The following is a 24676-nucleotide window of genomic DNA, read 5'->3' as shown; positions in this document are numbered from 1 at the left end:
CGTCACCCCGCGGACAGCAGGCCGGGGAGGATCCGGTCGGGGGTGAGGGGCAGTTCGCGGCAGCGGACGCCGGTGGCGTGGTGGACGGCGTTGCCGATGGCGGCGGCGGTGCCGACGATGCCGATCTCGCCGATGCCCTTGCTGCCCATGGGGTTGAGGTGGGTGTCGTCCTCGTCGATCCAGTGGGCCTCGACGGCGGGCACGTCGGCGTTCGCGGGCACGTGGTAGGAGGCGAGGTCGGACTCGGGGAAGTCGCCGAACGCGGGGTCCAGGGTGCTGTGTTCGGTGAGGGCCATGCCCAGACCCATGATCATGGCGCCGGTGAACTGGGAGCGCGCGGTGCGGGCGTTGAGGATGTGGCCGGCGGCGAAGACGCCGAGCAGCCGGCGCACCCGGGCCTCGCCGGTGACGGTGTCGACGGCGACCTCGGCGAAGTGGGCGCCGAACGCGTGCCGGGCGTAGGGGACCTCGGCGTCGGCCCGGCCCGTGGTGTCGGCGCGGGCTTCGATGCCTTCGGCGGGCAACGGGCCGGTGTGCGCGGCGAGTCGGGCCGCGAGGTCGGCGCACGCGTCGTGCACGGCCCAGCCCCAGGAGGCGGTGCCCATGGAGCCGCCCGCCAGCGGGGCCGGGGGCAGGTCGCTGTGCCCGATCTCGACGCGGACCCGCTCCAGCGCGGTGCCGAGGGCGTCGGCGGCCACCTGGGCGAGGACGGTGCGGGCCCCAGTCCCGATGTCGGTGGCGTTGGTCCGCACGGTGAAGGTGCCGTCGGGCAGGGCGCGGGCGGTTGCGGTGGCCGGGCCGGCGGAGGCGGGGTAGGTGGCGGCGGCGACTCCGGTGCCGAGCAGCCAGGGCCCCTCGCGGCGGGCGCGCGGGCGCGGGTCGCGCTCGTCCCAGCCGAACCGGCGGGCGCCCTCGCGCAGGCACTGCACCAGGTGCCGGCTGCTGAACGGCCTGCCGGTGCCCGGCTCGTGCTCGGGTTCGTTGCGGATGCGCAGCTGGACCGGGTCCATGTCCAGCGCCCCGGCGAGTTCGTCCATCGCGGACTCCAGGGCGTACATGCCGGGCGACTCGCCGGGGGCCCGCATCCAGGACGGGCTCGGCACGTCGAGCGCCACCGCGCGGTGCACGGTGAGCAGGTTGGGGGTGGCGTACATGACGCGGGCGGGCACCGCGGCCTGCTCCACGAACTCCCTCACCCGCGAGGTGTGGGTGGTCACCTCGTGCAGCAGCGCGGTGAGCCGGCCGTCGGGGTCGGCGGCCAGGCGCAGCCGGTGCAGGGTGGGGGCGCGGTGGCCGACGACGGTGGGCAGGTACCGGCGGGGGTAGGCGAGGGTGACCGGGCGGGCGGTGCGCAGGGCGGCCATCGCGGCGAGGACGAGGTCGGGGCGCGGGGTGCCCTTGGAGCCGAAGCCGCCGCCGACGTGCTCGCTGACCACCGTGACCCGGTCCTCGGGCAGTTCGAAGAGCTGGGCGAGCACGGACCGTGCCGTCGTGCCGCCCTGGGTGGAGGTGTACACGGTGAGCCGGTCGTCGTCCCACCGGGCGGTGGTGGTGTGCGGCTCCATGGGGTGGTTGTGCAGCGGCGGCACCCGGTAGACGACGTCGACGCCGGTGCCGGCGGCGGCGAAGGCGCCCTCCGGGTCGCCGTGTTCGACGCGGCCGGGCTGGCCCGCGTTGGCCTCCTCCGGCTCGTAGCTCTCCGGGTGGTCCATGGTGAGGGTGAGGTCGGCGGGCTCGGCGTCGTAGTCGACGCGCACCAGCCGGGCGGCGGCCCGGGCGGTCTCCAGGGTCTCGGCGACGACGAGGGCGACGCACCAGCCGCGGTGCGGCACGTTCGGGTCCTGGAGCACGGCGAGGGTGGCGTCCTCGGGTTCGGCGAGCCGGGGCGCGTCGCCGGGGGTGAGGACGGCGAGGACGCCGGGCTCGGCGCGGGCGGCGGAGGTGTCCACGGCGGTGACCCGGCCGCGGGCCACGGCCGCGGGCACGGGCCAGGCGTGGGCGCGGCCGGACAGCGGGTGCTCGGCGGCGTAGCGGGCGGCGCCGGTGACCTTCTGCCGCCCCTCCAGGCGCTCGGCGGGGGCGCCGAGGACGGTGCCGGTGCGGGGCATGGGGTCTCCTCCTGATAACCGGTGGCGGGCGGGTCAGGCCACGGCGGGGGCCGGGGTGAGGCGGTCGAGGACGTCGAGGGCGAGGTTGCGGGCGAGGGGCACCTTGTAGGCGTTGTCGCGCAGCGGGCGCGCGTCGGCCAGTTCGAGGTCGACGGCGCGTTCCAGGGCGGCCGGGGTGGGGGCCGCGCCGCGCAGCGCCTCCTCGGCGCGCCGGGCCCGCCAGGGCTTGTGCGCGAGCCCGCCGAAGGCGAGGCCGACCTGCTGGATCGCGCCGTCCGCGAGGCGCAGGACGACGGCCACGGAGGCGAGGGCGAAGGCGTACGACGCCCGGTCCCGGGCCTTGCGGTAGGCGGAGGGCAGTCCGGCGGTGGCGGCGGGCAGCAGCACGCCGGTGATGATCTCGCCGGGGCGGATCTCGGTGTCCCGTTCGGGGTGCTCGCCCGGCAGCCGGTGGAAGTCGGCGACGGGCAGGCGGCGGGCGCCGTCGAGGCCGTACAGCTCGACTTCGGCGTCGAGGGCGGCGAGGGCGACGGCCATGTCGGAGGGGTGGGTGGCGATGCAGTGGTCGGACCGGCCGAGGACGGCGTGGTCGCGGTGGACGCCTTCGAGCGCGCCGCAGCCGGTGCCGGGCTCACGTTTGTTGCAGGGCTTGGACAGGTCCTGGAAGTAGGGGCAGCGGGTGCGCTGGAGGAGGTTGCCGCCGGTGGTGGCGGCGTTGCGGAGCTGGCCGGAGGCGCCGGCGAGGAGGGCCTGGGACAGCGCCGGGTAGCGGTCGCGGACGCGCGGGTCTGCGGCGAGGTCGCTGTTGCGGACGGTGGCGCCGGCCCGCAGGGCGCCGTCGGGCAGTTCCTCGACGGCGTCCAGCGGCAGCCGGCCCACGTCGATGAGGACGGCGGGGCGTTCCACGCCGAGTTTCATCAGGTCGACCAGGTTGGTGCCGCCGGCCAGGTAGCGGGCGCCGGGGTGGGCGGCGTACGCCTCCACGGCCTCCTGGAGGCTGTCCGGCCTGAGGTAGGCGAAGCCGTTCACCGGATCACGTCCTCCACCGCCTCGACGATGCCCGGGTAGGCGCCGCAGCGGCACAGGTTGCCGCTCATGCGCTCGCGGATCTCGGGCCGGTCCAGCGGCACCGGGCGGCCGGAGGGGGCCGCGGGGTCGGTGACGTGGGAGGGGTGGCCGGCCGCGGCCTCGGCGAGCATGCCGACGGCGGAGCAGAGCTGGCCGGGGGTGCAGTAGCCGCACTGGAAGGCGTCGCGGTCGAGGAAGGCCCGCTGCAACGGGTGGGGTTCCTCGCCGTCGCCGCCCAGCCCCTCCACGGTGGTGACCTCGCCGCCGTCGAGGCTCACCGCGAGCAGCAGGCAGCTGTTGAGGCGGCGTCCGTCGACCAGCACGGTGCAGGCCCCGCACTGCCCGTGGTCGCAGCCCTTCTTGGCGCCGGTGAGATCCAGGTCCTCGCGGAGCAGGTCCAGCAGGACGCGGCGGTGGTCGACGTACAGGGTGTGGGGCTTGCCGTTCACCCGAAGGGTGATCTCCGATCCCGGAGCCGTTGCGTTTTCGCTGGTCATGACGTGGGGCCTTCCGGACGGGCCGTGCTGCCGGGTGATGCCGTGGGGTCCGCGTATCCAGGTTCGCGGCGCCTCACACGTACGGACCCGGCGGTTGTCCGGCCGGCCGCCGCCGAGGGCGGTGGCGGTCAGGCCGCGCCCACCGGGGTCCCCTCGTCGTCGCGCTGGGCGAACTGGGTGCGGTACAGCTCGGCGTACCGGCCGTCCGCGGCGAGGAGCTGGTCGTGGGTGCCGCGTTCGACGACGGTGCCGGACTCGATCACCAGGATCTGGTCGGCGGCGCGGACCGTGGACAGCCGGTGGGCGATGACCACGGCGGTACGGCCTTCCAGGGCCTCGGTCAGCGCCTCCTGGACGGCCGCCTCGGAGGTGTTGTCCAGGTGGGCGGTGGCCTCGTCGAGGATGACGACGCGCTGGCGGGCCAGCAGCAGCCGGGCGATGGTCATCCGCTGGCGCTCGCCTCCGGAGAGCCGGTAGCCGCGTTCGCCGACCACCGTGTCCAGGCCGTCCGGCAGGGTCCGTACGACCTCGGCGAGGCGGGCGCGGCCGAGGGCGTCCCACAGCTCGTCGTCCCCGGCGTCCGGCCGGGCCAGCAGCAGGTTGGCGCGAACGGTGTCGTGGAAGAGGTGGCCGTCCTGGGTGACCATGCCGAGGGTGGCCCGCAGCGAGGCCGCCGTCAGGTCGCGCACGTCCACCCCGCCGACCCGGACGGCGCCCGCGTCGACGTCGTACAGGCGCGGCAGCAGCTGGGCGATGGTGGACTTCCCGGCGCCGGAGGAGCCGACCAGGGCGACGGTCTGGCCGGGTTCGGCGCGGAAGGAGATGCCGTGCAGGACCTCGGTGCCGCCGCGGGTGTCGAGTGCGGCGACCTCCTCCAGGGAGGCGAGGGAGACCTGGTCGGCGGCCGGGTAGGCGAAGCGGACCGCGTCGAACTCGACGGCGACCGGGCCCTCGGGGACCTCGACAGCGTCCGGGCGCTCCTCGATCAGCGGCTTGAGGTCGAGCACCTCGAAGACCCGCTCGAAGCTGACGAGCGCGCTCATCACCTCCACCCGGGCCCCGGCGAGCGCGGTGAGCGGGGCGTAGAGCCGGGTCAGCAGCAGGGCCAGCGAGACGATCGCGCCGGGCTCCAGGGTGCCGCGCAGCGCGAACCATCCGCCGAGCCCGTAGACCAGGGCCAGGGCGAGGGCGGAGACGAGGGTGAGGGAGGTGATGAACACCGACTGGGCGGTGGCGGTGCGCACCCCGATGTCGCGGACCCGGGCGGCGCGGGCGGCGAACTCCGCCGACTCCTCCTGCGGCCGGCCGAACAGCTTGATTAGGGTGGCGCCGGGCGCGGAGAACCGTTCGGTCATCCGGGTGCCCATGGCCGCGTTCAGCGCCGCCGCCTCGCGCTGCATCCGGGCCATCCGGCCGCCCATCCGGCGGGCTGGCAGCACGAAGACGGGCAGCAGCACCAGCGCGAGCAGGGTGATCTGCCAGGACAGGGTGAGCATGACGGCGAGCGTGAGCAGCAGGGTGACCAGGTTGGTGACCACGCCGGAGAGGGTGTTGGCGAAGGCCCGCTGGGCGCCGATCACATCGTTGTTGAGGCGGCTGACGAGCGCTCCGGTGCGGGTGCGGGTGAAGAAGGCGACGGGCATGCGCTGCACATGGTCGAACACCGCCGTCCTGAGGTCGAGGATGAGTCCCTCGCCGAGCGTCGCCGACAGCCGCCGGCCGAGGATGCCGAGCCCGGCCTCGGCGACGGCGACCAGCGCGATCAGCAGGGAGAGACGGACGACGGTGCCCGGGTCGTGCCCGGACACGATCGCGTCGACGACGCGGCCGGCGAGCACCGGGGTCGCCACCGCGAGCAGCGCGGTCACCACCCCGAGCAGCACGAACCGGACGATGCCGGCGCGGTGCGGCCGGGCGAAGGCGGCGATGCGGCGCAGCGTGGCGCGGGCGAGGGGACGGCGGTCCGCCTGCGCGTACATCACGCTGTGCAGCTGGGTCCATGCGGTGGTCTCCATGCTCATGAGGAAAACGTAGAACCTCAAGCTTCATTGAGGTCAATGTCCGCGGCTTTTCACCCGTACCGACCGCGGCGACGGCCCGCGCGGACCTCGGCGACCACACCCGGTAAGCCGCCGTCCGCGACGGCGCCACCCGCCGTTGGGGCGGCCGGGCGAACCTGTGCCGATGTGACCGCCGTTCCGCTCCCCCCGACTCCCCGGCCGTCCCGGGTACGGCTCCCGCGCCGGGTGCCCGTGCGCCGGCTGCTGTGCGTGGTCCCGCTGCTGCTCGTCGTGCCGGCCGCCGTGCGCGACCGCGCGCTGCTCGCCGAGGGCCTGCGCCAACTGCGCACCGCGTCCTGGCCCTGGCTGCTGGCGGCGGCCGGCGCCACCTGTCTGACCTGGGTGGCGGCGGCCGTCACCCGGCAGGGCGCGGTGGTCCAGCCGCTGCCGAAGGGCCGGTTGCTGGCCACCCAGTTCGCGGCGGCCTCGGCCAATCACCTGCTGCCCACCGGGCTCGGCGCGGGCGCGGTGAACCTGCGGTTCATGACCGTGTGCGGGGTGCCTCCGGCCCGCTCCTCGGCGGCGCTCGCGCTGTATCTGCTCGCGGAGGGCGCGGGCCGGCTCGCTCTGCTGGCCGTCCTGCTGCTGGTCTTCCCGCACGCGCTGCGCCTGCGCCCGCTGCTGCCGGACGGTTCGGCGCCGCCGCTGCTGTGGGCCGCGGCCGGGGCGCTGGTCGCGGCGGTGGCGGCGGGCGCGCTGGTACGGCCGGTGCGCGCCCGCGTGTCCGCGTACCTCCGGGACGCCCTGGACGAGGCGCGTTCGGTGCACGCCCGGCCGGCCCGTGCGCTCGCCCTGTGGGGTGGCTCGCTGGCCTTCCCCGCGCTCCAGGCGGTGGGGCTCGCGGCGGTCGGGCAGGCGCTGCGGCTGCCGGTGCCGCCCGCCCACATCGCGCTCGCCTACCTCGCGGCGACGGTCGCGGTCGCCCTGGTGCCCACCCCGGGCGGGATCGGCTCGGTCGAGGCGGCGCTGATCGTGGCCCTGGTCGCGGTCGGCGGTCCGGCGGCCCTGGCCACGGCGGTGGTGCTGGCCTACCGGATCATCACCGTGTGGCTGCCGCTGCTGCCGGGGGCGCTCACGCTGGCGGCGCTGGTGCGGCTGAAGGTCATCTGAGGCAGAGTGACCCTCCCAGCCGCCTGGAGAGGGAGTGCCCGCCGTGCCGGTCCGCGTGGAGCGCAAGGAGTACGTCACCACCGTCGTCCTGTCCCGGCCCGAGGCCCGCAACGCGGTGGACGGCCCCACGGCCGCCGAACTAGCCGACGCCTTCCGGGAGTTCGAGGCGGACGAGGACGCGCGGGTCGCGGTGCTGTGGGGTGAGGGCGGCACGTTCTGCGCGGGTGCCGATCTGAAGGCGATCGGCACCGAGCGGGGCAACCGGGTGGCCGAGGACGGCGACGGGCCGATGGGTCCGACCCGGCTGCGACTGTCCAAGCCGGTGATCGCGGCCGTCGCCGGGCACGCGGTGGCGGGCGGTCTGGAGCTCGCCCTGTGGTGCGATCTGCGGGTGGCCGAGGAGGACGCGGTGTTCGGCGTGTTCTGCCGCCGCTGGGGCGTGCCGCTGATCGACGGCGGCACCGTGCGGCTGCCCCGGCTGGTCGGCACCAGCCGGGCCATGGACATGATCCTGACCGGCCGTGCGGTGCCGGCCCACGAGGCGTACGCGATGGGGCTCGCCAACCGGGTGGTGCCGGCCGGTACCGCCCGCGCCGAGGCGGAGGCGCTGGCCGCCGGGATCGCCCGCTTCCCGCAGCCGTGTCTGCGCGGCGACCGCGCCTCGGTCCTCGACCAGGAGGGCCTGTCCGAGGAGGCGGCGCTGCGCGCCGAACTGCGGCACGGCACGGGCGTGCTGGCCGAGGGCGTGGAGGGCGCCGCCCGGTTCGCGTCGGGGGCGGGGCGGCACGGTTCGTTCGGCTGAGCGCCCCGCCCGCGCCCCCATTTTGGGTCACTCCTCGGGGAGCCCGGCGTAGGCCCGCAGCGCGTCGCGCGGCACGGGCAGCCCCCAGGAGCGGACGATGCTCCAGAGGTTCGCCCACTGCCAGGTGTCCTTGTCGAGCCCGGCGAGGGCCCGGACCAGGCGGCGCTGGGGCTCGGTCAGCTCGGCGAAGGCGCCGGGGCCGTCCGGGCCGGGTTCGCCGAAGGCCAGCCGCAGCGCGGCCGAGGCGACGGCGAAGCTCGCCGGGCCGGTGGTGGCGGCGAGGGCGCCGGTCACCGCGTCCAGGGCCTCGGTCGGGAAGCGGTCGGCGAGCAGGGTGAGGGAGGCGGCGGAGTAGCCGCGCAGGTCGCCCTCGTGGAAGGGCACGTGCGGCATGTCGGTCCCCGACTCCTCGGCGACGGCGGCGAGTTCGGCCGGCACCCGCGGGCACACCGCGCCCTCGGCCCCCGTGGCGCCGAGCCGGGCCAGCGCCGTGGCCGCGGCCCAGCGCACCACCGGTTCGCCGGCGGTGAGGAACGGCCGCAGCCGGGCCACCGCCTCCGCCCCGCGCGCGCCCTCGCGGTCACGATCGCCGGCGTGGTCGCCGTCGCCGAGCAGTCCGACGGCGACCAGGGCGGTGGCCAGGACCGCGGGCTCGTCCTCCTCGTCCAGCAGCGCCAGCAGTCGCGGCAGGCTGTCCCCGGCCGCCTCCGGGAACCAGGCCGACAGATACGCCGTGGCCGCCCGCAGGGCCGGGTCCGTATCGCTCAGCAGGGGGAGCAGCGCCGGTATCTCGCCGCGTACCGCGTCGTAGGCGGCCAGTTCCGCCGTCATGGCCGCCAGGTGCCCGTCGTGGTCGTACATGTCCCGGCGGAACTCGCGCATCCGCCGGTCCTTGTCGTCGGTCGCCGCCTCGACCCAGGCGTCGTACTCGGCGCGGACCGCCGCCGGGTCCTGTGCGCGGGCCTTCTCGGCCTCGGCCCGCCAGTCGGCCACCGCGACGCCGCCGGGCAGATGCGCCTCGTCGTAGCCGATGGCGAGGGCGGCCAGCAGTTCCAGGAGCGCGGCCCGGTCGGGCAGCGCGGGGTCCGCCGCCATGCGGGCCAGGAACGGCACCGCGGCGGCCGTCGCCGGGTACCGGCTGCCCTGGTGGAAGATGTTGCCGTACAGCTCGTGCAGGGCCTTGTGGCGCTGCCGCGCGTCCGCGGAGCACAGGTCGCGCAGCAGTCCGGGCAGGTCGTCGGCGGGGCCGTAGGCGTGTGTCAGCGCGGACCAGTCGACGGTGTCGAGGCCGGACGGTGCGGTGTTGATCTCGGTCACGCCGGAACTGTCGCACACGGCACCGACAACGGGTCCGGCTCAGCCGGCGCTCACCCGTACCGGACCGCCGCCGGGGTCGACGCGCTCGTGCCAGCCGGTGCCGAGCTTCAGGGTGCGGTGGGGCCGGGCGGTGCCGGGGCCGAGGCGGGCCCGGTGCAGCAGGCGGCCGTCCTGGTGGACGTGGAGGACGGGGCGGGGCAACGGGGCGTCGGTGCGCAGCACATGGGGCGCGGACCGGGCGCCGGGGGTGAGGCGGTTGGGGGCGATCCAGCGCAGCGGCGCCTCGACGGTGACCGGGATGCCGGGCCCCGGCCAGGGGGCGCCCGCCAGGAAGCCGAGGACGGCACCGGCCGCCCTGGCCCCCTCGCGGGCGGCGGTCGCGGCGGGCTCCACGGCGTGCAGGAGGTTCCCGGCGGCGAAGACGCCGGGGCGCGAGGTGTGCAGGGCGGTGCCGACGGCCGGCCCGCGGGTGCCGGGGTCGAGGTCGAGGGCGCCGCGCCGGGCGAGTTCGTGGTCCGGGACGAAGTCGCCGGTGAACACCACGGTGTCGCAGGTCAGTACGGCGGTGCGGCCGTCCCGGTGGCGGACGCGGACGCCCGACAGCCGTCCGTGGCCGAGGAGTTCGGTGACGGTGGTGCCGGTGAGCAGGGGGATGCGGGGGGCCGGCCGGACCGTCCGCGCGCGGGCGCGCCGGGTGCGGGCGCGGGGGTCCTCGGTGACCAGGGCGACGACCTCGGCACCGGCCGCGCGGACCGTCCCGGCCGCCGCGTAGGAGACGTCCTGCGCGCCGACCACCACCGCGCGGGTTCCGATGTGCTGCCCGAACAGGTGCACGGCCTGGTGGAGTTCGCCGGTGGTGTAGACGCCGGCGGGCCGGGTGCCGGGCACCAGGCGGGCCGCGCGGGGGCGTTCGCGGGCCCCGGTGGCCAGGACGACGGCGCGGGCCGCGACGGCCTCCGGTCCCCCGGGCCCCACGGTCAGCAGGACGTTCTCGCCGTCCGCCCAGTCGAGCACGCTCACTTGGGTGCGGAGCACGGCGCCCGACCGCCGGGCCGCCCGGGTGAGCAGGCGGGCGTACGCGGGGCCGGTCAGCGGGCGGCCCCAGGTGCCGAAGCCGCCGTGGGCGCAGTACCGGGGCGCTCCCCCGGGCATCGCCTCCCGCTCCAGCACCTCGACCCGGCCGGCCCCGGCGGCGGCGAGCCGGGCCGCCGCGGCGAGACCGGCGGGCCCGGCCCCGACCACGAGGACGTCGACGCGTCGGGCGTCCGTCATGCGCGTTCCCCTTTCCACCGCCGCTCCAGCAGCTCCCGGACGGCCGCTCCGCAGTAGAAGCCCTGGCAGCGGCCCGCCCCGGCCCGGGTGCGGCGGCGCAGGGCCTCCCGGGTGCGCGGCGGCAGGGGGCCGGCGAGGGCGTCGCGGATCTCGCCGAGGGAGACCCGCTCGCAGTGGCAGACGAGGGTGCCGTAGGCGGGGTCGGCGGCGACGAGGCCGGCGCGCTGGTGGGGGCGCGGGAGGGTCTCGCCGAGGTCGGGCATGCGCACCGGGTCGAGCTCCCGCTCGGGTCCGAGGTCGAGCCCACACGCGGCGAGCAGGCCGGTGACATGGGCGGCGATCGCCAGGGAGGCGGTCAGTCCGGTGGAGCGGATGCCACCGACGGTGACGTACGAGAGTTCGGGGTGGGCGGCGATCCGGTAGTCCTCCTGTCCGGTGGCCGCGCGCAGCCCGGCATACACGGCGGTGACCTCCTCGTCGAGGAGGTCGGGCAGGATGCGGCGGCCCTTCTCCCGGAGCAGGGCGATGCCCTCGGCGGTGGAGCCGGTGTCCCGCTTGTCGTCCAGGTCCTCGGCGGTGGGGCCGAGCAGCACGTTGCCGTGGACGGTGGGCGCGACCAGCACCCCCTTGCCGCGTGCGGTGGGCACCGGCAGCAGGATGTGCCGGACCAGCGGGCGGGCGAACTTGTCGAAGACGAGGAGCTGGCCGCGGCGCGGGGTGACGGTGAAGTCGTCGCGGCCGAGCCGCCGGTCGAGGGTGTCGGCGCCCAGTCCGGCCGCGTTGACGAGGTGGCGGGCGCGCAGGGTGCCGCGCGAGGTGTGCAGGAGGTGGCCTTCCTCGTCCCGGCCGACCTGCCCGACAGCGGTGTTCAGATGGAGTTCGACACCGGCGCGGACGGCCTGGGTGGCGTAGGCCAGGGTGGTGGTCCAGGGGCAGATGACGCTCTCGCCGGGAATGTGCAGGGCGCCCAGCGCGCCGGGGCCGAGGCGCGGTTCGCGGGCGTACAGCTCCGCCCGGTCCAGCCGGCGGGCGTCCGTGTACGAGTTGAGTCCGGCCTTCTCGGCCAGCCGGGGCAGGGCGGCCAGTTGCTCCTCGTCCCAGGCGACGAGCAGCGCGCCGACGTGTTCGACGGGGATGCCGGACTCGGCGGCGTAGGAGGCCAGCCGGGCCCGGCCCGCACGCACCAGCCGGGCCTCCAGGGTGCCGGGGACGGCGTCGAAACCGGTGTGCAGGATCGCCGTGTTGGCCTTGGAGGTGCCCTGGCCCACGTCGTCCTGCGCCTCGACCAGGGCGACGCTCGGACGTGGGTGGCGGGCGAGTTCGCGGGCGATGGCGCAGCCGACGACTCCGGCGCCGACGACCACGACGTCGTACGACCGCCGGGGCAGCGGGCCTTCGGCGGTGACCGTCGGCGGCGGACCCGAGGCGGCCACCGTCGGCGGCGGGGCGTCGGCGTCGGCCCCCGGCCGTGGTTCCCGGTCCCCGCGCACCGGCCGCGCGGGCCGCGGTCCGTTCCCGGTGCCTCTCATGAGCCGGGCAGGGCGGCGACGGCGGCGCGGAAACGGGCGCGGTGCTCGGCCGCCCGGCCGGCCGGGATGCGGGGCTCGTACACCGCGGCGGGTCTCCATTCCGGCAGGGCCTGGTCGGCACCGAGCGCGGGGTCGGTGCCGAGGCGGGCGAGGGCGGCGGCGCCGAGCGCCGTGGCGTCGGGCAGCGCGGACACCTCGACGGGGCGTTGCAGCAGGTCGGCCTGGGTCTGCATGAGCAGCGCGGAGCGGGTGAGGCCGCCGTCGACGCGCAGGGCGGTCAGGGGGGTGCCGAGGTCGGCGGCGGCCGCGTCGGCGAGTTCGGCGACCTGGGCGGCGATGCCCTCGCACAGGGCGCGCACCAGGTGGCCCGCCGTGGTGTCGAGGCCGAGCCCGGTCAGCGAGCCGCGCAGCTCGCCGCGCCACCAGGGGGCGGCGAGTCCGGCGAGGGCGGGCACGAAGGTGACGCCGCCGCTGTCGGGGACGGTGCCGCCGACCGGGTCCAGGTCGGCGGCGGAGCCGATGACGCCGAGACCGGCGAGCCAGCGGACGGCGGAGGCGGCCGTGTACACCTGGCCGTCCAGGCAGTAGCTGGTGGTGCCGGCGAGCCGCCAGGCCACGCAGCTGACCAGGCCCGAGCCGCCGCGCCGGGGGCGTTCGCCCGTGTGGGCGAGCAGGAAGGCACCGGTGCCGTAGGTGCACTTGGCGGCGCCGGGGGCGGTGAGGCGCTGGGCGAGCAGGGCGGCCTGCTGGTCCACGATCAGTCCGGTGAGGGGGATCTCCGGGCCGAACGCCCGGGTGGTTCCGACGGGTTGGGCGACGTCGGTGATCTCCGGGAGGCGTTCGCCGGCCAGGCCGTACAGGTCGAGGGCGCGGGACGACCACCGGACGCGGTCGAGGTCGAGGAGCTGGGTGCGGCCGGCGGTGGCGGCGTCGGTGACGAAGGCGCCGGTAAGGCGGTGCACCAGCCAGGCGTCCGAGGTGGTGACGACGCCCTCGCGGGTGAGGTGACGGCGGATCCAGGCCATCTTGGGCGCGGCGAAGTACGGGTCCAGGGGCAGTCCGGTCAGCTGCCGCAACTCCTCGGCATGGTCGCCCAGTTCGGCGCAGACGGTCTCGGCGCGGCGGTCCTGCCAGACCAGGGCGTCGGTGAGCGGGCGGCCGGTGGCCGGGTCCCAGGCGAGGACGGTCTCGCCCTGGTTGGCCAGCCCCAGCGCCACGACGCCCGTTCCCGCCTCGGCGAGTGCGCGCTGCCCGGCGGCGAGCACCGAGCCGTACAGCTCCTCCGGGTCCGCCTCGACCAGTCCGCCGGGGCGGTGACGGGGGCGGACCTCGGCGTATCCGGTGCCGAGGACACCGCGCTCAGGGCAGACCACGAGGGCCTTGGTGCCGGAGGTGCCCTGGTCGACGGCGAGCACCGGTCCGGTCATCGCGCCGGTCCCGTCATCCGTACCCTCCCGCACCCGCAGCAGAGATCACCGCGCCAGCCTGCCGCCGCCCGCGGTCCGCGTCAACCCACGCCGATAATCGGCCAATCCCCCTGTTCGGCTCATTGAGTTGGCAACAATGGTGAGGGGTAATGGCCGCCTCTATAGTGACCGCCGACCACGTCGTTCGAGCGCAGCCCAGGACGTCTGACCACCGACCACAACGCTCCGCGAACGACCGATCACCGCCCAGGGGAGGGCTGTTGCCACCTCACTGCGCCGCCTCGCCCGTGCCCGTCCGGCCCCGGGGCCTCGGCTGATGGCACGAGAAGCAGCGAGGCCCTGCTACGACCCCGCCGGACCCGACCACGCCCTGCGCGCCGTGCTCCAGGATCTGCGCACCGGCCGCTGGATGGCCATGCGCACCCTGCTGGCCGAGACCACCGAGGCGTGGCGGTGGACCCAGCGCACCCAGATCCTCGCGGCGGCGGCCGCGGGCAGCGATGTGGTGCGCGCCTGGCTGGCCGAGGAGCCGGACTGTGCCCACGCGGCGGTGATGCGGGCCCGGGTGGGCGTGGAGCGGGCGCTGCGGGCGCGCCGCGAACGGCACCTGCGGGCCCATGAGTTGTGGATCGAGGCCTGGGACGCCGCCCAGACCGCGACCGGGCTCGCGCCGCGCGACCCCGTGCCCTGGATCTGCCTGCTGGCCCTGGCCCAGCTGGACCCCGGGCAGCGGTGGGCGGAGCACCGGGCCGACCCGCCCGCGCCGCCGCTGCCGCCGGGCCCCTGGGAGCTGCTGGCCGAGGCCGCAGCGCGCGACCCGTACAACCGTGAGGCCCACCACCGGGTGCTCCAGTTCCTGTACGCACGCGACGGCGGCCGCGAGGGGCCCGCGGCGGCCGCCGGCACGGCACGCTCCGGGGTCGCGGAGACCGCCGGCCGCCTCGGTGCCGGGCTCCAGGAGGCGGGCGGCCGGCCGGGCCCGGGAGTCACGGAGCCGGCCGGTCACCCGGGCGCCGGGGTCACCGAGGCCGCCGTTCGCCCGGTTGCCGGGCTCACGGAGGCCGCGCGCCGTACCGGCGCCGGGAGCGAGGCGGCCGCCGGTCGCCCCCGTACCGGAGCCGGTCCCGACGGGGCCCCCGGTCGTCCCCGTACCGGAGCCGACGAGCCCACCGGTCTCCAGCGGCGCCTCGACGAGGCCTCCGGCTACGCCCGGTGGGCCGCCGGCCAGGCCCCGACCGGCTCCGCCCTGCACCTGCTGCCCCTGTACGTCCGCGTCGAACGCCACCGCCGCCTGGGCGAACGGCAGGCGCGCTGGACGACCGAGACCGCCGCCCGGGAGGCGCGCACCGCCCTGACCTCCTGGTTCGAGCAGGCGCCGGCCGACCGGCGGGCCCAGCCGGACCTCAACCACCTGGCCCACGCCCTGTGGAGCACCGGGCAGTACGCCGCCGCGGCGGCGGTGTTCGAGGCGATCGGCCCGTACTTCACCCCGCCGCCGTGGCTGTACCGCGCCCGGGGCCGCGACCGTGCCGTGGACGTGTTCACCGCGGCCCGCGACCGCTGCCGGATCGCCACCGGCCCCACCCGCACCACCTGAGCCCCCCGCGAGCCCACGACCACGTCCCCCGAGTCCGCAGCCCCTCCCCGGGCATCCCGTCCGAACACCCCGTCCGAGCCCACTCGATCTCCGGAGGTCCGCGCATGTCTCCCACTCCCGAGCCGTCCGCCGCCGCGGGGCTGCCGCAGCAGGACGAGGAGCGGCGGCTGCGCGAACTCGGCTACCGGCCGGTGCTGGCCCGCCGGATGGGCGGGTTCGGCAACTTCGCCATCAGCTTCTCGGTGATCTCGATCCTGTCCGGCTGCATGACCCTGTACGGCTTCGGGCTGAACACCGGTGGTCCCGCCGTGATGCTGTGGGGCTGGGCGGGCGTGGGCCTGTTCGTGCTCTGCGTCGGGCTCGCGCTCGCCGAGGTCACCAGCGCCTATCCGACCTCGGGCGCCCTCTACTACATGGCCGACCGGCTCGGCGGGCGCCGCTGGGGCTGGTACACGGGCTGGCTGAACCTGCTCGGCCTGCTCGGCGCGATCGCCGGGATCGACTACGGCGCCGCCCTGTTCACCGGTGCGTTCGCCCATCTCCAGTGGGGCTTCACCCCGACGCCCGGCAGGACGATGCTGATCTTCGGCGCCATCCTCCTGCTGCACGCGGTGCTGAACCTGTTCGGGGTCCGCGTGGTCAGCCTGCTCAACTCGGTCAGCGTCTGGTGGCACCTGGCGGGTGTCGCGCTCATCGTCGGCGCGCTCGCGATCGTGCCCGACCACCACCGCTCGCCGTCCTTCGTGTTCACCACCTTCGTCAACGAGACCGGCTGGTCGAACCCGTTGTACGTGGCGGCGATCGGACTGCTGCTCGCCCAGTACACCTTCTCCGGCTACGACGCCTCCGCGCACCTGTCGGAGGAGACCTCGCGCGCCTCGGTGTCCGCGGCCAAGGGCATCGTCCGGGCCATCTGGGTGTCCTGGCTGGCCGGATTCGTGCTGCTGGCCGGGCTGACCTTCGCCATCCAGGACTACGACGCGACCCGCACCACCGCCACCGGGGTGCCGCCGGCCCAGATCCTGCTGGACGGCCTCGGCGCGGGCGGCGCCAAGGCGCTGCTGCTGGTGGTGATCGCGGCCCAGCTGTTCTGCGGGAACGCGGAGGTCGCCGCGGCCAGCCGGATGGTGTTCGCGTTCAGCCGGGACGGCGCGCTGCCCGGCTCCCGGCTGTGGCGCACGGTCAGCCGGCGCACCCAGACCCCGGTGGCCGCCGTCTGGCTGTCGGTCGGCGTGGCCGGGGTTCTCGCGCTGCCGTCGCTGTACTCGGCGACGGCGTACAACGCGGTCACCGCCATCAACGTCATCGGCATCACCCCCGCCTACGCCATCCCGGTGCTGCTGCGGCTGCGGGCCGGGGACCGGTTCCGGCCGGGACCCTGGCACCTGGGCCGGTGGAGCAGGCCCGTCGGCTGGGTCGCGGTGGTCTGGGTGGCGTGCGTGACGGTGCTGTTCTGTCTGCCGCAGTCCTCGCCGGTCACCGCCGGCACGATGAACTACGCGGCGGTGGCCCTGGCCGCCGTCCTCCTGCTGGCCAGCGTCTGGTGGTACGTCGCCCGCCGCTCCTACGGCACCCCCACCGCGGCCTACGGCAGCGACCGCGACCAGGCCGAACTCGCGGAGGGCATCATCTGATCCGGGGCCGCGCGGGGGCAAGCCGCCCCGGTGGTATGTCGTGTTCCGGATACGGCAGGATGAACGCTCGTGCCGGTCACCGGAGTTCCGGGACCGGCACGTTCGACATCCCGCACATCGAGCAGGTGACAACGTGACGAGACCTCACATACGGCGCTCCGCAGGGACCCGGCGCGGCGGAGGTGACCGGTGAACCGCGCGCTCACCCTGGACGACCTCGTCCTGGCCGGCATCTCCGTGGCGGCGGGCCTGGCGCTCGCCTTCTGCTCCCGGACCCTGCTGCGCTGGCTGGCCAAGGCCGCCAAGCGGACCCGTTGGAGCGGTGACGACGTCATCGTGGACGCGCTGCGTTCGATCGTGCCGTGGGCGCTGATCGCGGCCGGTGTGGCGACGGCGGCGGTCGTGCTGCCGCTCACCAGGACCGTGCAGCACCACACCGACCAGATCCTCGAGGTGTGGCTGATCCTGGTGGCCACCCTGTCGGCGGCCCGGGTCATCGCCGGGCTGGTGCAATCGGTCACCCAGTCCCGCTCGGGCGTGGCCGGGTCGGCGACCATCTTCGTCAACATCACCCGGGCGCTGGTCCTGGCGATCGGCTTCCTGGTCGTCCTGCAGACCCTCGGGATCTCCATAGCGCCGCTGCTCACCGCGCTGGGCGTCGGCGGTCTCGCGGTGGCGCTCGCGTTGCAGGACACCCTCGCCAACCTGTTCGCCGGCATCCACATCCTCGCCTCCAAGACCGTCCAGCCCGGCGACTACATCCGGCTCAGCAGTGGTGAGGAGGGGTACGTCGTCGACATCAACTGGCGCCAGACGACGGTGCGCCAGCTGTCCAACAACCTGGTGGTGATCCCCAACGGCCAGCTCGCCAAGGCCAACATGACGAACTACACCCGGCCCGAGCAACGGCTGACGGTGCCGGTGCAGGTGGGCGTGAGCTACGACGCCGATCTGGAGCACGTGGAGCGGGTGACCGCCGACGTGGTGCGGCAGGTGATGCACGAGGTCGACGGCGCGCTGCCGGATCACGAGCCCGCGATCCGCTTCCACACCTTCGGGGACTCCCGGATCGGGTTCACGGTGATCCTGGGCATCGGCGAGTTCAGCGACCAGTACCGGATCAAGCACGAGTTCATCAAGCGCCTGCACCGCCGCTACCGCGAGGAGGGCATCCGCATCCCCTCCCCCGTGCGCACGGTCGCCCTCCAGCAGGGCGGCCTCATGATCCCGCAGCAGCGCAGCGCCGAGGGGGTCCCCGAGTAGCGGGCGGCCGCCGGGGCGGCCCGTATGCTCGAAGGAGCATGACCGTTTCGCCCGACCCCGTCCCGCCCGGGGCCCACCCGCTCGACCGGCTGCTGGACGACCTCGCCCGGCAGCCGTTCCGGGCGCGGTTCCACCTGCGCGGGCGGGACCGGGCCACCGCCGAGCTGAAGGGACCGGCCACCGTCCGGTGGCACGCCTACGACCTGATCGCGAAGCGGCTGGCCCCGGCCGCGCCGTACAAGGACGGCAAGCAGACCCCGTACCGGGGCCATCCCGTCTTCGTCGCCCAGCACGCGACCGCCACCTGCTGCCGGGGCTGTCTGGCCCGGTGGCACGGCATCCCGAAGGGCCGGGAACTCAGCCGGTCCGAACACGTGTACGTGGTGGACGTGATCTGCCGCTGGATCGAACGCGAGCTGACCGGCGGCCCCGGGCGGACGGCGGGCTCGGGCTGATCGGCGGCCCCGCCCGGCGCAAAACAGCGGACCCGGTACCCACCCCTGTCGAGCCCGCCCCCGGCACGAGATATCTTGATGTCGAGCAATGTTACAGACGTGGAGCGGAGCACCCGGTGACTGACTCGAGCATCATCTACACGTACACAGACGAGGCCCCGGCCCTGGCGACGCATTCTTTCCTGCCGGTGATCCGGGCGTACGCCTCGCAGGCCGGTGTGCCCGTGGAGACCCGCGACATCTCGCTGGCCGGGCGCATCATCGCCGTCTTCCCGGAGTACCTGACCGAGGACCAGCGCATCCCGGACGCGCTGACCGAGCTGGGCGAGCTGGCCAAGACCCCGGCGGCGAACATCGTCAAGCTGCCGAACATCTCGGCGTCCATCCCGCAGCTCAAGGCGGCCGTCGCCGAGCTCCAGGGCAAGGGCTACGCGCTGCCGGACTACCCGGACGACCCGAAGACCGACGAGGAGCGCGAGATCCGCGCCCGCTACGACAAGGTCAAGGGCTCCGCCGTCAACCCGGTGCTGCGCGAGGGCAACTCCGACCGCCGCGCCCCGGCGTCGGTGAAGAACTACGCCAAGACCCACCCGCACCGCATGGGCGCCTGGACCCCCGAGTCCAAGACCAATGTGGCGACCATGGGCGAGCACGACTTCCGCTCCACCGAGAAGTCGGTCGTCATCGCCGAGGACGGCTCGCTGAAGATCGAGCTGGTGGGCGCCGACGGCACCACCACCGTGCTGCGCGAGTCCGTACCGGTCCTGAAGGACGAGGTCGTGGACGCCTCCGTGCTGCACGTAGCGGAGCTGGAGAAGTTCCTCGCCGCGCAGGTCGCCCGCGCCAAGCAGGACGGCGTGCTGTTCTCCGTGCACCTGAAGGCCACGATGATGAAGGTCTCCGACCCGATCATCTTCGGTCACGTGGTGCGCACCTTCTTCCCGAAGACGTTCGCGAAGTACGGCGAGACGCTGAAGGCGGCCGGCCTCACCCCGAACGACGGCCTCGGCGGCATCCTCAAGGGCCTGGAGAACCTGCCCGAGGGCGCCGAGATCAAGGCTTCCTTCGACGCGGAGCTGGCCGCGGGCCCGGAGCTGGCCATGGTCGACTCCGACAAGGGCATCACCAACCTGCACGTCCCCTCGGACGTCATCGTGGACGCCTCCATGCCCGCGATGATCCGCACCTCCGGCCACATGTGGGGCCCGGACGGCCAGGAGCACGACACCCTCGCCGTCATCCCGGACTCCTCGTACGCAGGTGTCTACCAGGCCGTCATCGACGACTGCCGGGCCAACGGCGCCTACGACCCGTCCACCATGGGCTCGGTGCCGAACGTCGGCCTGATGGCGCAGAAGGCCGAGGAGTACGGCTCCCACGACAAGACCTTCGAGATCCCGGCCGCGGGCACCGTCCGCCTGGTCGACCAGGCCGGCAACGTGCTGATCGAGCAGGAGGTCGCCGAGGGCGACATCTTCCGCGCCTGCCAGACCAAGGACGCCCCGATCCGCGACTGGGTCAAGCTGGCCGTCACCCGCGCCCGCGCCACCGGCGACCCGGCCGTGTTCTGGCTGGACGAGGGCCGCGCCCACGACGCGCAGCTGATCGCCAAGGTCAAGCGGTACCTGCCGGAGCACGACGCCGAGGGCCTGGACATCCGCATCCTGCCCCCGGTCGAGGCCGCCAAGCTGTCGGTGGAGCGCATCCGCCGCGGCGAGAACACCATCTCGGTCACCGGCAACGTGCTGCGTGACTACCTGACCGACCTGTTCCCGATCCTGGAGCTGGGCACCAGCGCCAAGATGCTGTCGGTCGTCCCGCTGATGGCGGGCGGCGGCCTGTTCGAGACGGGCGCCGGCGGTTCCGCGCCCAAGCACGTCCAGCAGCTGGTCAAGGAGAACTACCTGCGCTGGGACTCGCTCGGCGAGTTCTTCGCGCTCGTGCCCTCCCTGGAGCAGTTCGCGCAGGCCACCGGCAACGCCCGCGCCAAGGTGCTCGCCGACACGCTGGACCGCGCCACGGCGACCTTCCTCAACGAGGACAAGTCCCCGACCCGTCGCGTCGGCGGCATCGACAACCGCGGCAGCCACTTCTACCTGTCCCTGTACTGGGCGCAGGAGCTGGCCAAGCAGACCGACGACGCCGACCTGGCCAAGGCGTTCGCGCCGCTCGCCGAGTCCCTCGCGGCAGACGAGCAGAAGATCGTGGACGAGCTGAACGCCGTCCAGGGCAAGCCGGCCGACCTCGGCGGCTACTACCGCGTCGACCAGGCCAAGGCGGACGCGGTGATGCGCCCGTCGGCCACCTGGAACGCGGCCCTGGCCTCGCTCGGCTAGTCCGGACTCATGGCGGCGCTCCGCCCACCGCGCGGTGGGCGGAGCGCCGTCCCGTTTTACGGGTGGTAGATCTCCTGCATGGCGGTGATCCGCCCCTTGCCGTCGACGCGGAAGTAGAAGTACGGGCTGTTGGCGAGCTTGTGCTTCACCAGCCACTGCGGGGCGACCTTCACGGTCGTGGTGTCGCGCAGGACCTCGACGGAGGCGCCCGACGCGAAGCCGACCGACCGGGCGGCGCCGCTCGGGGTGTAGACGACGTCCTCGTCGTTCGCCTTGTTCACCTTGCAGGTCTGCGGGGTGACGCGCACGACGGTGCCGCCCTTGACGGTTTTGGCGGAGTCCAGTTCGACGAAGCGCTGGTACCCGGTGGGCAGGTGACACGGCTTCCAGGCCGTGGCCTTCGCGGTGCGCACCGGGGCGTTCGGGCTGGCGCCGGCCGACCCGCACGTGGTGGCGAGGAGCGCGGCGGCGGAGGCCAGGACGACGGCGGCGGAGACATGACGGTGGTTCATGGGCGTCCTCTGCTGTGACGAGCTGCTGACACCCGGGGAGAGCGTCCTGCACCGGCCCGCGTTTCACCCGCCGCCGGCTGTGACGGGACGGTGACAACCGGCACACGGCCGGGACAACGGCCGTGTGTGTCGCGGACGTTGCGCCCGTGTTGTCGTCCATGACGTCCTCGTGGCGGCTGCTCGCCGTGCCTGTCGGACGGTGCTCGCGCGTGCTTACCTCGTGCCACGTCACCGCCCTGCCCCGCACGAGGAGCACGCACCATGAGCACGCAGCCCGACTCCGCCGCCTGGTCGTTCGAGACGAAGCAGATCCACGCCGGGGCGGTCCCCGACCCCACGACCGGCGCCCGGGCCACCCCCGTCTACCAGACCACCTCGTTCGTCTTCCGGGACACCCGGCACGCCGCCGACCTGTTCTCGCTGGCCGAGCCCGGCAACATCTACACCCGGATCCACAACCCCACCACCGACGTGTTCGAGCAGCGGATCGCCGCGCTGGAGGGCGGCGTCGGGGCGGTCGCGCTGGCCTCGGGACAGGCGGCGGAGACCCTGGCGATCCTGAACCTGGCGGGCGCCGGCGACCACGTCGTCGCCGGTGCCGCGCTGTACGGCGGCACGTACAACCTGTTCCGGCACACGCTGGCCCGGCTGGGCATCGAGGTCTCCTTCGTGGACGACCCGGACGACGCCCAGGCCTGGCGGGCGGCGATCCGGCCGAACACCAAGGCGCTGTTCGCCGAGGCGCTGGGCAACCCGCGCGGCAACGTCCTCGACGTGCGGGCGGTGGCGGACGTGGCGCACGCGGCCGGGGTGCCGCTGATCGTGGACAACACGGTGGCCACCCCGTACCTGCTGCGGCCGATCGAGCACGGCGCGGACGTCGTGGTGCACTCGGCGACCAAGTTCCTCGGCGGGCACGGCACCGCGATCGCGGGCGTGGTGGTGGACGGCGGCACCTTCGACTTCGGCGCGCACCCGGACCGGTTCCCGGACTTCAGCGAGCCGGACGCGAGCTACCACGGCCTGCGCTACTGGCCGGCCCTCGGCCCCGGCGCGTTCGGGGTGAAGCTGCGGGTGCAGCTGCTGCGCGACCTCGGCCCGGCGCTCGCCCCGCACTCGGCGTTCCTGCTGCTCCAGGGGGTGGAGACGCTGAGCCTGCGGCTGGAGCGGCACACCGCCAACGCACAGGCGATCGCCGAGTGGCTGGAGCGGCGCGACGAGGTGGAGACCGTCCACTACGCGGGCCTGGAGTCCAGCCCGTGGTACGAGGCGGCGCGGCGGTACCTGCCGCGCGGGGCGGGCGCGATCGTCTCCTTCGAGCTGCGCGGCGGCGTCGAGGCGGGCAAGCGGTTCGTGGACGGGGTGGAGCTGTTCAGCCACCTCGCCAACATCGGCGACGTACGCAGTCTGATCATCCATCCGGCGTCCACCACGCACAGCCAGCTCACCGAGGAGGCCGCGGCGGCCTCCGGCACCACGCCGGGGCTGGTGCGGCTGTCCGTCGGCATCGAGAACCTGGCCGACCTCAAGGCGGATCTGGAGGCCGGCTTCCGCGCGGCCAAGGGCGCGTAGGTGAACCCGGTCACGGCCACGGAACGGCTGCCGGTCACCGGGGCCTGGCGGGAGGGGGACCCGCCGGGCCGCCGCCGGTGGCACCCGGCCGGACGGCCGCTGCCGCTGGAGGCGGGCGGTGAACTGCCCGGCGTCCGGCTGGCGTTCGAGACCTGGGGGCGGCTCGCGCCGGACGCGTCCAACGCGGTGCTGGTGCTGCACGCGCTGACCGGCGACAGCCATGTCGCCGGTCCGGCCGGGCCCGGGCACCCCACGCCGGGCTGGTGGGATCCGCTGGTCGGGCCCGGGCGCGCGCTGGACACCGACCGCTGGTTCGTCGTCGCGCCCAATGTGCTGGGCGGCTGCCAGGGCAGCACCGGGCCGGCCTCGACGCGCCCGGACGGCCGGGCCTGGGGCGGCGCGTTCCCCTTCCTCACCCAGCGGGACCAGGTCGCGGCGGAGGCGGGGCTCGCGGACGCGCTCGGCGTCGAACGCTGGGCGCTGGTGGTGGGCGGCTCGATGGGCGGCATGCGGGCGGTGGAGTGGGCGGTGTCGTACCCGGAGCGCACCGGGGCGCTGCTGCTGCTCGCCACGACGGCGGCGGCGAGCGCGGAGCAGATCGCCTGGGCCGGCGTCCAGCTGCGCGCGATCCGCTCGGACCCCGGCTGGCAGGGCGGCGACTACCACGACTCGGGCCGGGGCCCGGCGACCGGCCTGGGCCTCGCCCGCCGGCTGGCCCACATCACCTACCGCAGCGAGCCGGAACTGGCCACCCGCTTCGGCCGGGCTCCCCAGGGCGCGGAGGACCCCTGGCGCGGTGGCCGCTACCAGGTCGACTCCTATCTGGACCATCACGCGGCCAAGCTGGTACGGCGCTTCGACGCGGCGAGCTACGTCACCCTCACGGAGGCGATGAACGCCCATGACGTGGGCCGGGGCCGGGGCGGTCCGCGCGCGGCCCTCGCCCGCGTCACCTGCCCCGCCCTGGTGGCCGGCGTCGACTCCGACCGCCTCTACCCGCTCGCCCAGCAGCGGGAGCTGGCGTCGCTGATCCCTGGCGCGGACCGCCCGCGGGTGCTGGAATCGCCGTACGGCCATGACGGCTTCCTGATCGAGTCGGAGCAAGTGGGGTCCCTCGTCCGCGAGTTGCTGGGCTGAGGGGCGGCACGCACGGATGCGGACGGGACCGCCCGGCCCTGGTCCACGCCGTACCCGTCCCGTAGGGAGCCGCCCATGCCGTCGTTCGAACTCCTCCCCGGCGCGCCGGAGTCGGCCGTGCTGCTGCACGTGCCGCACTCGGCGCGGGCGATTCCCGGGGACGTGCGCCGGGGGATCGTGCTGGACGACGCCGCGCTTCGGCGGGAGCTGGACCACATCACGGACGCCCACACCGCGGAGCTGGCCGAGCGGGCCGCGGGGCTTGCCCGGGTACGGCCGTGGCGGCTGGTGAACCGGCTGTCCCGGCTGGTCGTGGATCCGGAGCGGTTCCCGGACGAGCGGGAGGAGATGCGTGCCGTCGGCATGGGCGCGGTGTACACGCGGACCACCCACCGCGAAGAGCTGCGGCCCGCGGAAAGCGATCCGAAGCCGCTGGTCGAGCGGTACTTCCGGCCGTACGCGGAGGCGATGACGCGGGCCGTGGCGGCGCGGCTGGCCGGGACCGGGCGGGCCGTGGTGATCGACGTGCACTCGTATCCGGCCGAGGCGCTGCCCTACGAACTCCACGGCGACGGCCCGCGCCCGCCGGTCTGCCTGGGCACGGACCCCTTCCACACCCCGCCCCGGCTGACCGACGCGGCCCGCGAGGCGTTCGCCGGATGCGGACCCACGGGTCTGGACAGCCCGTTCAGCGGGACCTACGTACCGCTGGAGTACTACGGCACCGATGCCCGGGTCGAGGCACTGATGATCGAGGTCCGCCGGGACACGTACATGCGCGAACCGGGCGGCCCGGCGGGCCCGGGCCTCGATCGACTCGCCGCGGCACTGGCCGCGTTGGTGGACGCCGTGTGACGGTGCCGCGGCCCGGCGCTCGCGGCCGCGCCCGCCCCGTCTCCCGCGAGCGCCCCGGCCAAGGCCCCACCCGCCCGGAGCAACCCCGCACGACACCGTTCGCGCCCCGCCCCATCGTGGAGGGC

The 24676-nt window shown here is 75.0% G+C and carries 19 protein-coding genes; 10 read left to right on the top strand and 9 right to left on the bottom strand.

What is annotated here, in order from left to right; translation table 11 throughout:
• Positions 1-2: 2 nt before the first annotated feature.
• The 4 genes from BLW85_RS32855 to BLW85_RS32840 all read right to left on the bottom strand — a co-directional run bounded on the left by BLW85_RS32855 (position 3) and on the right by BLW85_RS32840 (position 5688).
• Complete coding sequence (locus BLW85_RS32855; protein WP_074994725.1) at positions 3-2108, bottom strand: xanthine dehydrogenase family protein molybdopterin-binding subunit; 2106 nt, start codon at positions 2106-2108, stop codon at positions 3-5.
• A 33-nt stretch (positions 2109-2141) separates the two neighbouring features.
• A complete protein-coding gene (locus BLW85_RS32850; RefSeq protein WP_070029698.1) occupies positions 2142-3137 on the bottom strand; it encodes an FAD binding domain-containing protein in 996 nt (331 codons plus the stop codon).
• Entirely contained in the window at positions 3134-3673 is a 540-nt protein-coding gene (locus BLW85_RS32845; protein ID WP_074994722.1) for a 2Fe-2S iron-sulfur cluster-binding protein, read from the bottom strand. The genes BLW85_RS32850 and BLW85_RS32845 overlap by 4 nt, the downstream gene beginning before the upstream one ends.
• A 128-nt stretch (positions 3674-3801) precedes the next feature.
• Complete coding sequence (locus BLW85_RS32840; RefSeq protein WP_074996294.1) at positions 3802-5688, bottom strand: ABC transporter ATP-binding protein; 1887 nt, start codon at positions 5686-5688, stop codon at positions 3802-3804.
• A 171-nt stretch (positions 5689-5859) separates the two neighbouring features.
• On the opposite strand from BLW85_RS32840, the gene BLW85_RS32835 reads away from it, so the two are divergent.
• Positions 5860-6843, top strand: a complete 984-nt coding sequence (locus BLW85_RS32835) for a lysylphosphatidylglycerol synthase transmembrane domain-containing protein (RefSeq protein WP_208624930.1) — start codon at positions 5860-5862, stop codon at positions 6841-6843.
• Positions 6844-6886: 43 nt separating this feature from the next.
• Entirely contained in the window at positions 6887-7645 is a 759-nt protein-coding gene (locus tag BLW85_RS32830) for a crotonase/enoyl-CoA hydratase family protein (RefSeq protein ID WP_070029748.1), read from the top strand.
• Between the two features lie 27 nt (positions 7646-7672).
• Here the strand turns inward: BLW85_RS32830 and BLW85_RS32825 are convergent, their stop codons facing one another.
• The 4 genes from BLW85_RS32825 to BLW85_RS32810 are packed head-to-tail and all read right to left on the bottom strand — an operon-like array spanning position 7673 to position 13190.
• Entirely contained in the window at positions 7673-8962 is a 1290-nt protein-coding gene (locus BLW85_RS32825) for a hypothetical protein (RefSeq protein WP_208624929.1), read from the bottom strand.
• Positions 8963-9001: 39 nt separating this feature from the next.
• Positions 9002-10234 carry an FAD-dependent oxidoreductase gene (locus BLW85_RS32820; protein WP_074994719.1) on the bottom strand — a complete coding sequence of 411 codons (1233 nt, stop codon included), beginning with the start codon at positions 10232-10234 and terminating at the stop codon, positions 9002-9004.
• Positions 10231-11763: an FAD-dependent oxidoreductase gene (locus tag BLW85_RS32815; RefSeq protein WP_079172480.1), complete on the bottom strand. Its 1533-nt coding sequence runs from the start codon at positions 11761-11763 to the stop codon at positions 10231-10233. The genes BLW85_RS32820 and BLW85_RS32815 overlap by 4 nt, the downstream gene beginning before the upstream one ends.
• The gene (locus BLW85_RS32810; RefSeq protein WP_070029695.1) at positions 11760-13190 is read right to left on the bottom strand and encodes an FGGY family carbohydrate kinase; all 1431 of its coding nucleotides are present in this window, start codon (positions 13188-13190) and stop codon (positions 11760-11762) included. The genes BLW85_RS32815 and BLW85_RS32810 overlap by 4 nt, the downstream gene beginning before the upstream one ends.
• 316 nt (positions 13191-13506) lie before the next feature.
• On the opposite strand from BLW85_RS32810, the gene BLW85_RS40970 reads away from it, so the two are divergent.
• The 5 genes from BLW85_RS40970 (at position 13507) to BLW85_RS32785 (ending at position 20475) form a co-directional block, all read left to right on the top strand.
• Positions 13507-14787 (top strand): TrbL/VirB6 family protein, encoded by a 1281-nt coding sequence (locus BLW85_RS40970; RefSeq protein ID WP_425275352.1) that lies wholly within the window; start codon positions 13507-13509, stop codon positions 14785-14787.
• Positions 14788-14891: 104 nt separating this feature from the next.
• Complete coding sequence (locus BLW85_RS32800) at positions 14892-16421, top strand: amino acid permease (RefSeq protein ID WP_070029694.1); 1530 nt, start codon at positions 14892-14894, stop codon at positions 16419-16421.
• Positions 16422-16610: 189 nt separating this feature from the next.
• Positions 16611-17684 (top strand): mechanosensitive ion channel family protein, encoded by a 1074-nt coding sequence (locus BLW85_RS32795; RefSeq protein WP_070029693.1) that lies wholly within the window; start codon positions 16611-16613, stop codon positions 17682-17684.
• A gap of 38 nt (positions 17685-17722) precedes the next feature.
• Positions 17723-18139 (top strand): DUF4186 domain-containing protein, encoded by a 417-nt coding sequence (locus BLW85_RS32790; RefSeq protein WP_070029692.1) that lies wholly within the window; start codon positions 17723-17725, stop codon positions 18137-18139.
• Positions 18140-18255: 116 nt separating this feature from the next.
• Positions 18256-20475, top strand: coding sequence for an NADP-dependent isocitrate dehydrogenase (locus BLW85_RS32785; protein ID WP_074994717.1), 2220 nt, complete (start codon positions 18256-18258; stop codon positions 20473-20475).
• A 56-nt stretch (positions 20476-20531) separates the two neighbouring features.
• On the opposite strand, the gene BLW85_RS32780 is transcribed toward BLW85_RS32785, so the two are convergent.
• Positions 20532-20987, bottom strand: coding sequence for a hypothetical protein (locus BLW85_RS32780; protein WP_070029690.1), 456 nt, complete (start codon positions 20985-20987; stop codon positions 20532-20534).
• 261 nt (positions 20988-21248) lie between these two features.
• On the opposite strand from BLW85_RS32780, the gene BLW85_RS32775 reads away from it, so the two are divergent.
• The 3 genes from BLW85_RS32775 (at position 21249) to BLW85_RS32765 (ending at position 24551) form a co-directional block, all read left to right on the top strand.
• Positions 21249-22559 carry a bifunctional o-acetylhomoserine/o-acetylserine sulfhydrylase gene (locus BLW85_RS32775; RefSeq protein ID WP_070029689.1) on the top strand — a complete coding sequence of 437 codons (1311 nt, stop codon included), beginning with the start codon at positions 21249-21251 and terminating at the stop codon, positions 22557-22559.
• A complete protein-coding gene (gene metX, locus BLW85_RS32770; RefSeq protein WP_071828588.1) occupies positions 22560-23696 on the top strand; it encodes a homoserine O-acetyltransferase MetX in 1137 nt (378 codons plus the stop codon).
• Positions 23697-23771: 75 nt separating this feature from the next.
• Positions 23772-24551 (top strand): N-formylglutamate amidohydrolase, encoded by a 780-nt coding sequence (locus BLW85_RS32765; protein ID WP_074994714.1) that lies wholly within the window; start codon positions 23772-23774, stop codon positions 24549-24551.
• Positions 24552-24676: the final 125 nt, after the last annotated feature.

Source organism: Streptomyces misionensis, from assembly GCF_900104815.1.
GTDB classification, from domain to species: domain Bacteria; phylum Actinomycetota; class Actinomycetes; order Streptomycetales; family Streptomycetaceae; genus Streptomyces; species Streptomyces misionensis.
The sequence above is the reverse complement of the archived record's forward strand: the minus strand, read 5'-3'. Positions and strand labels throughout refer to the sequence as shown.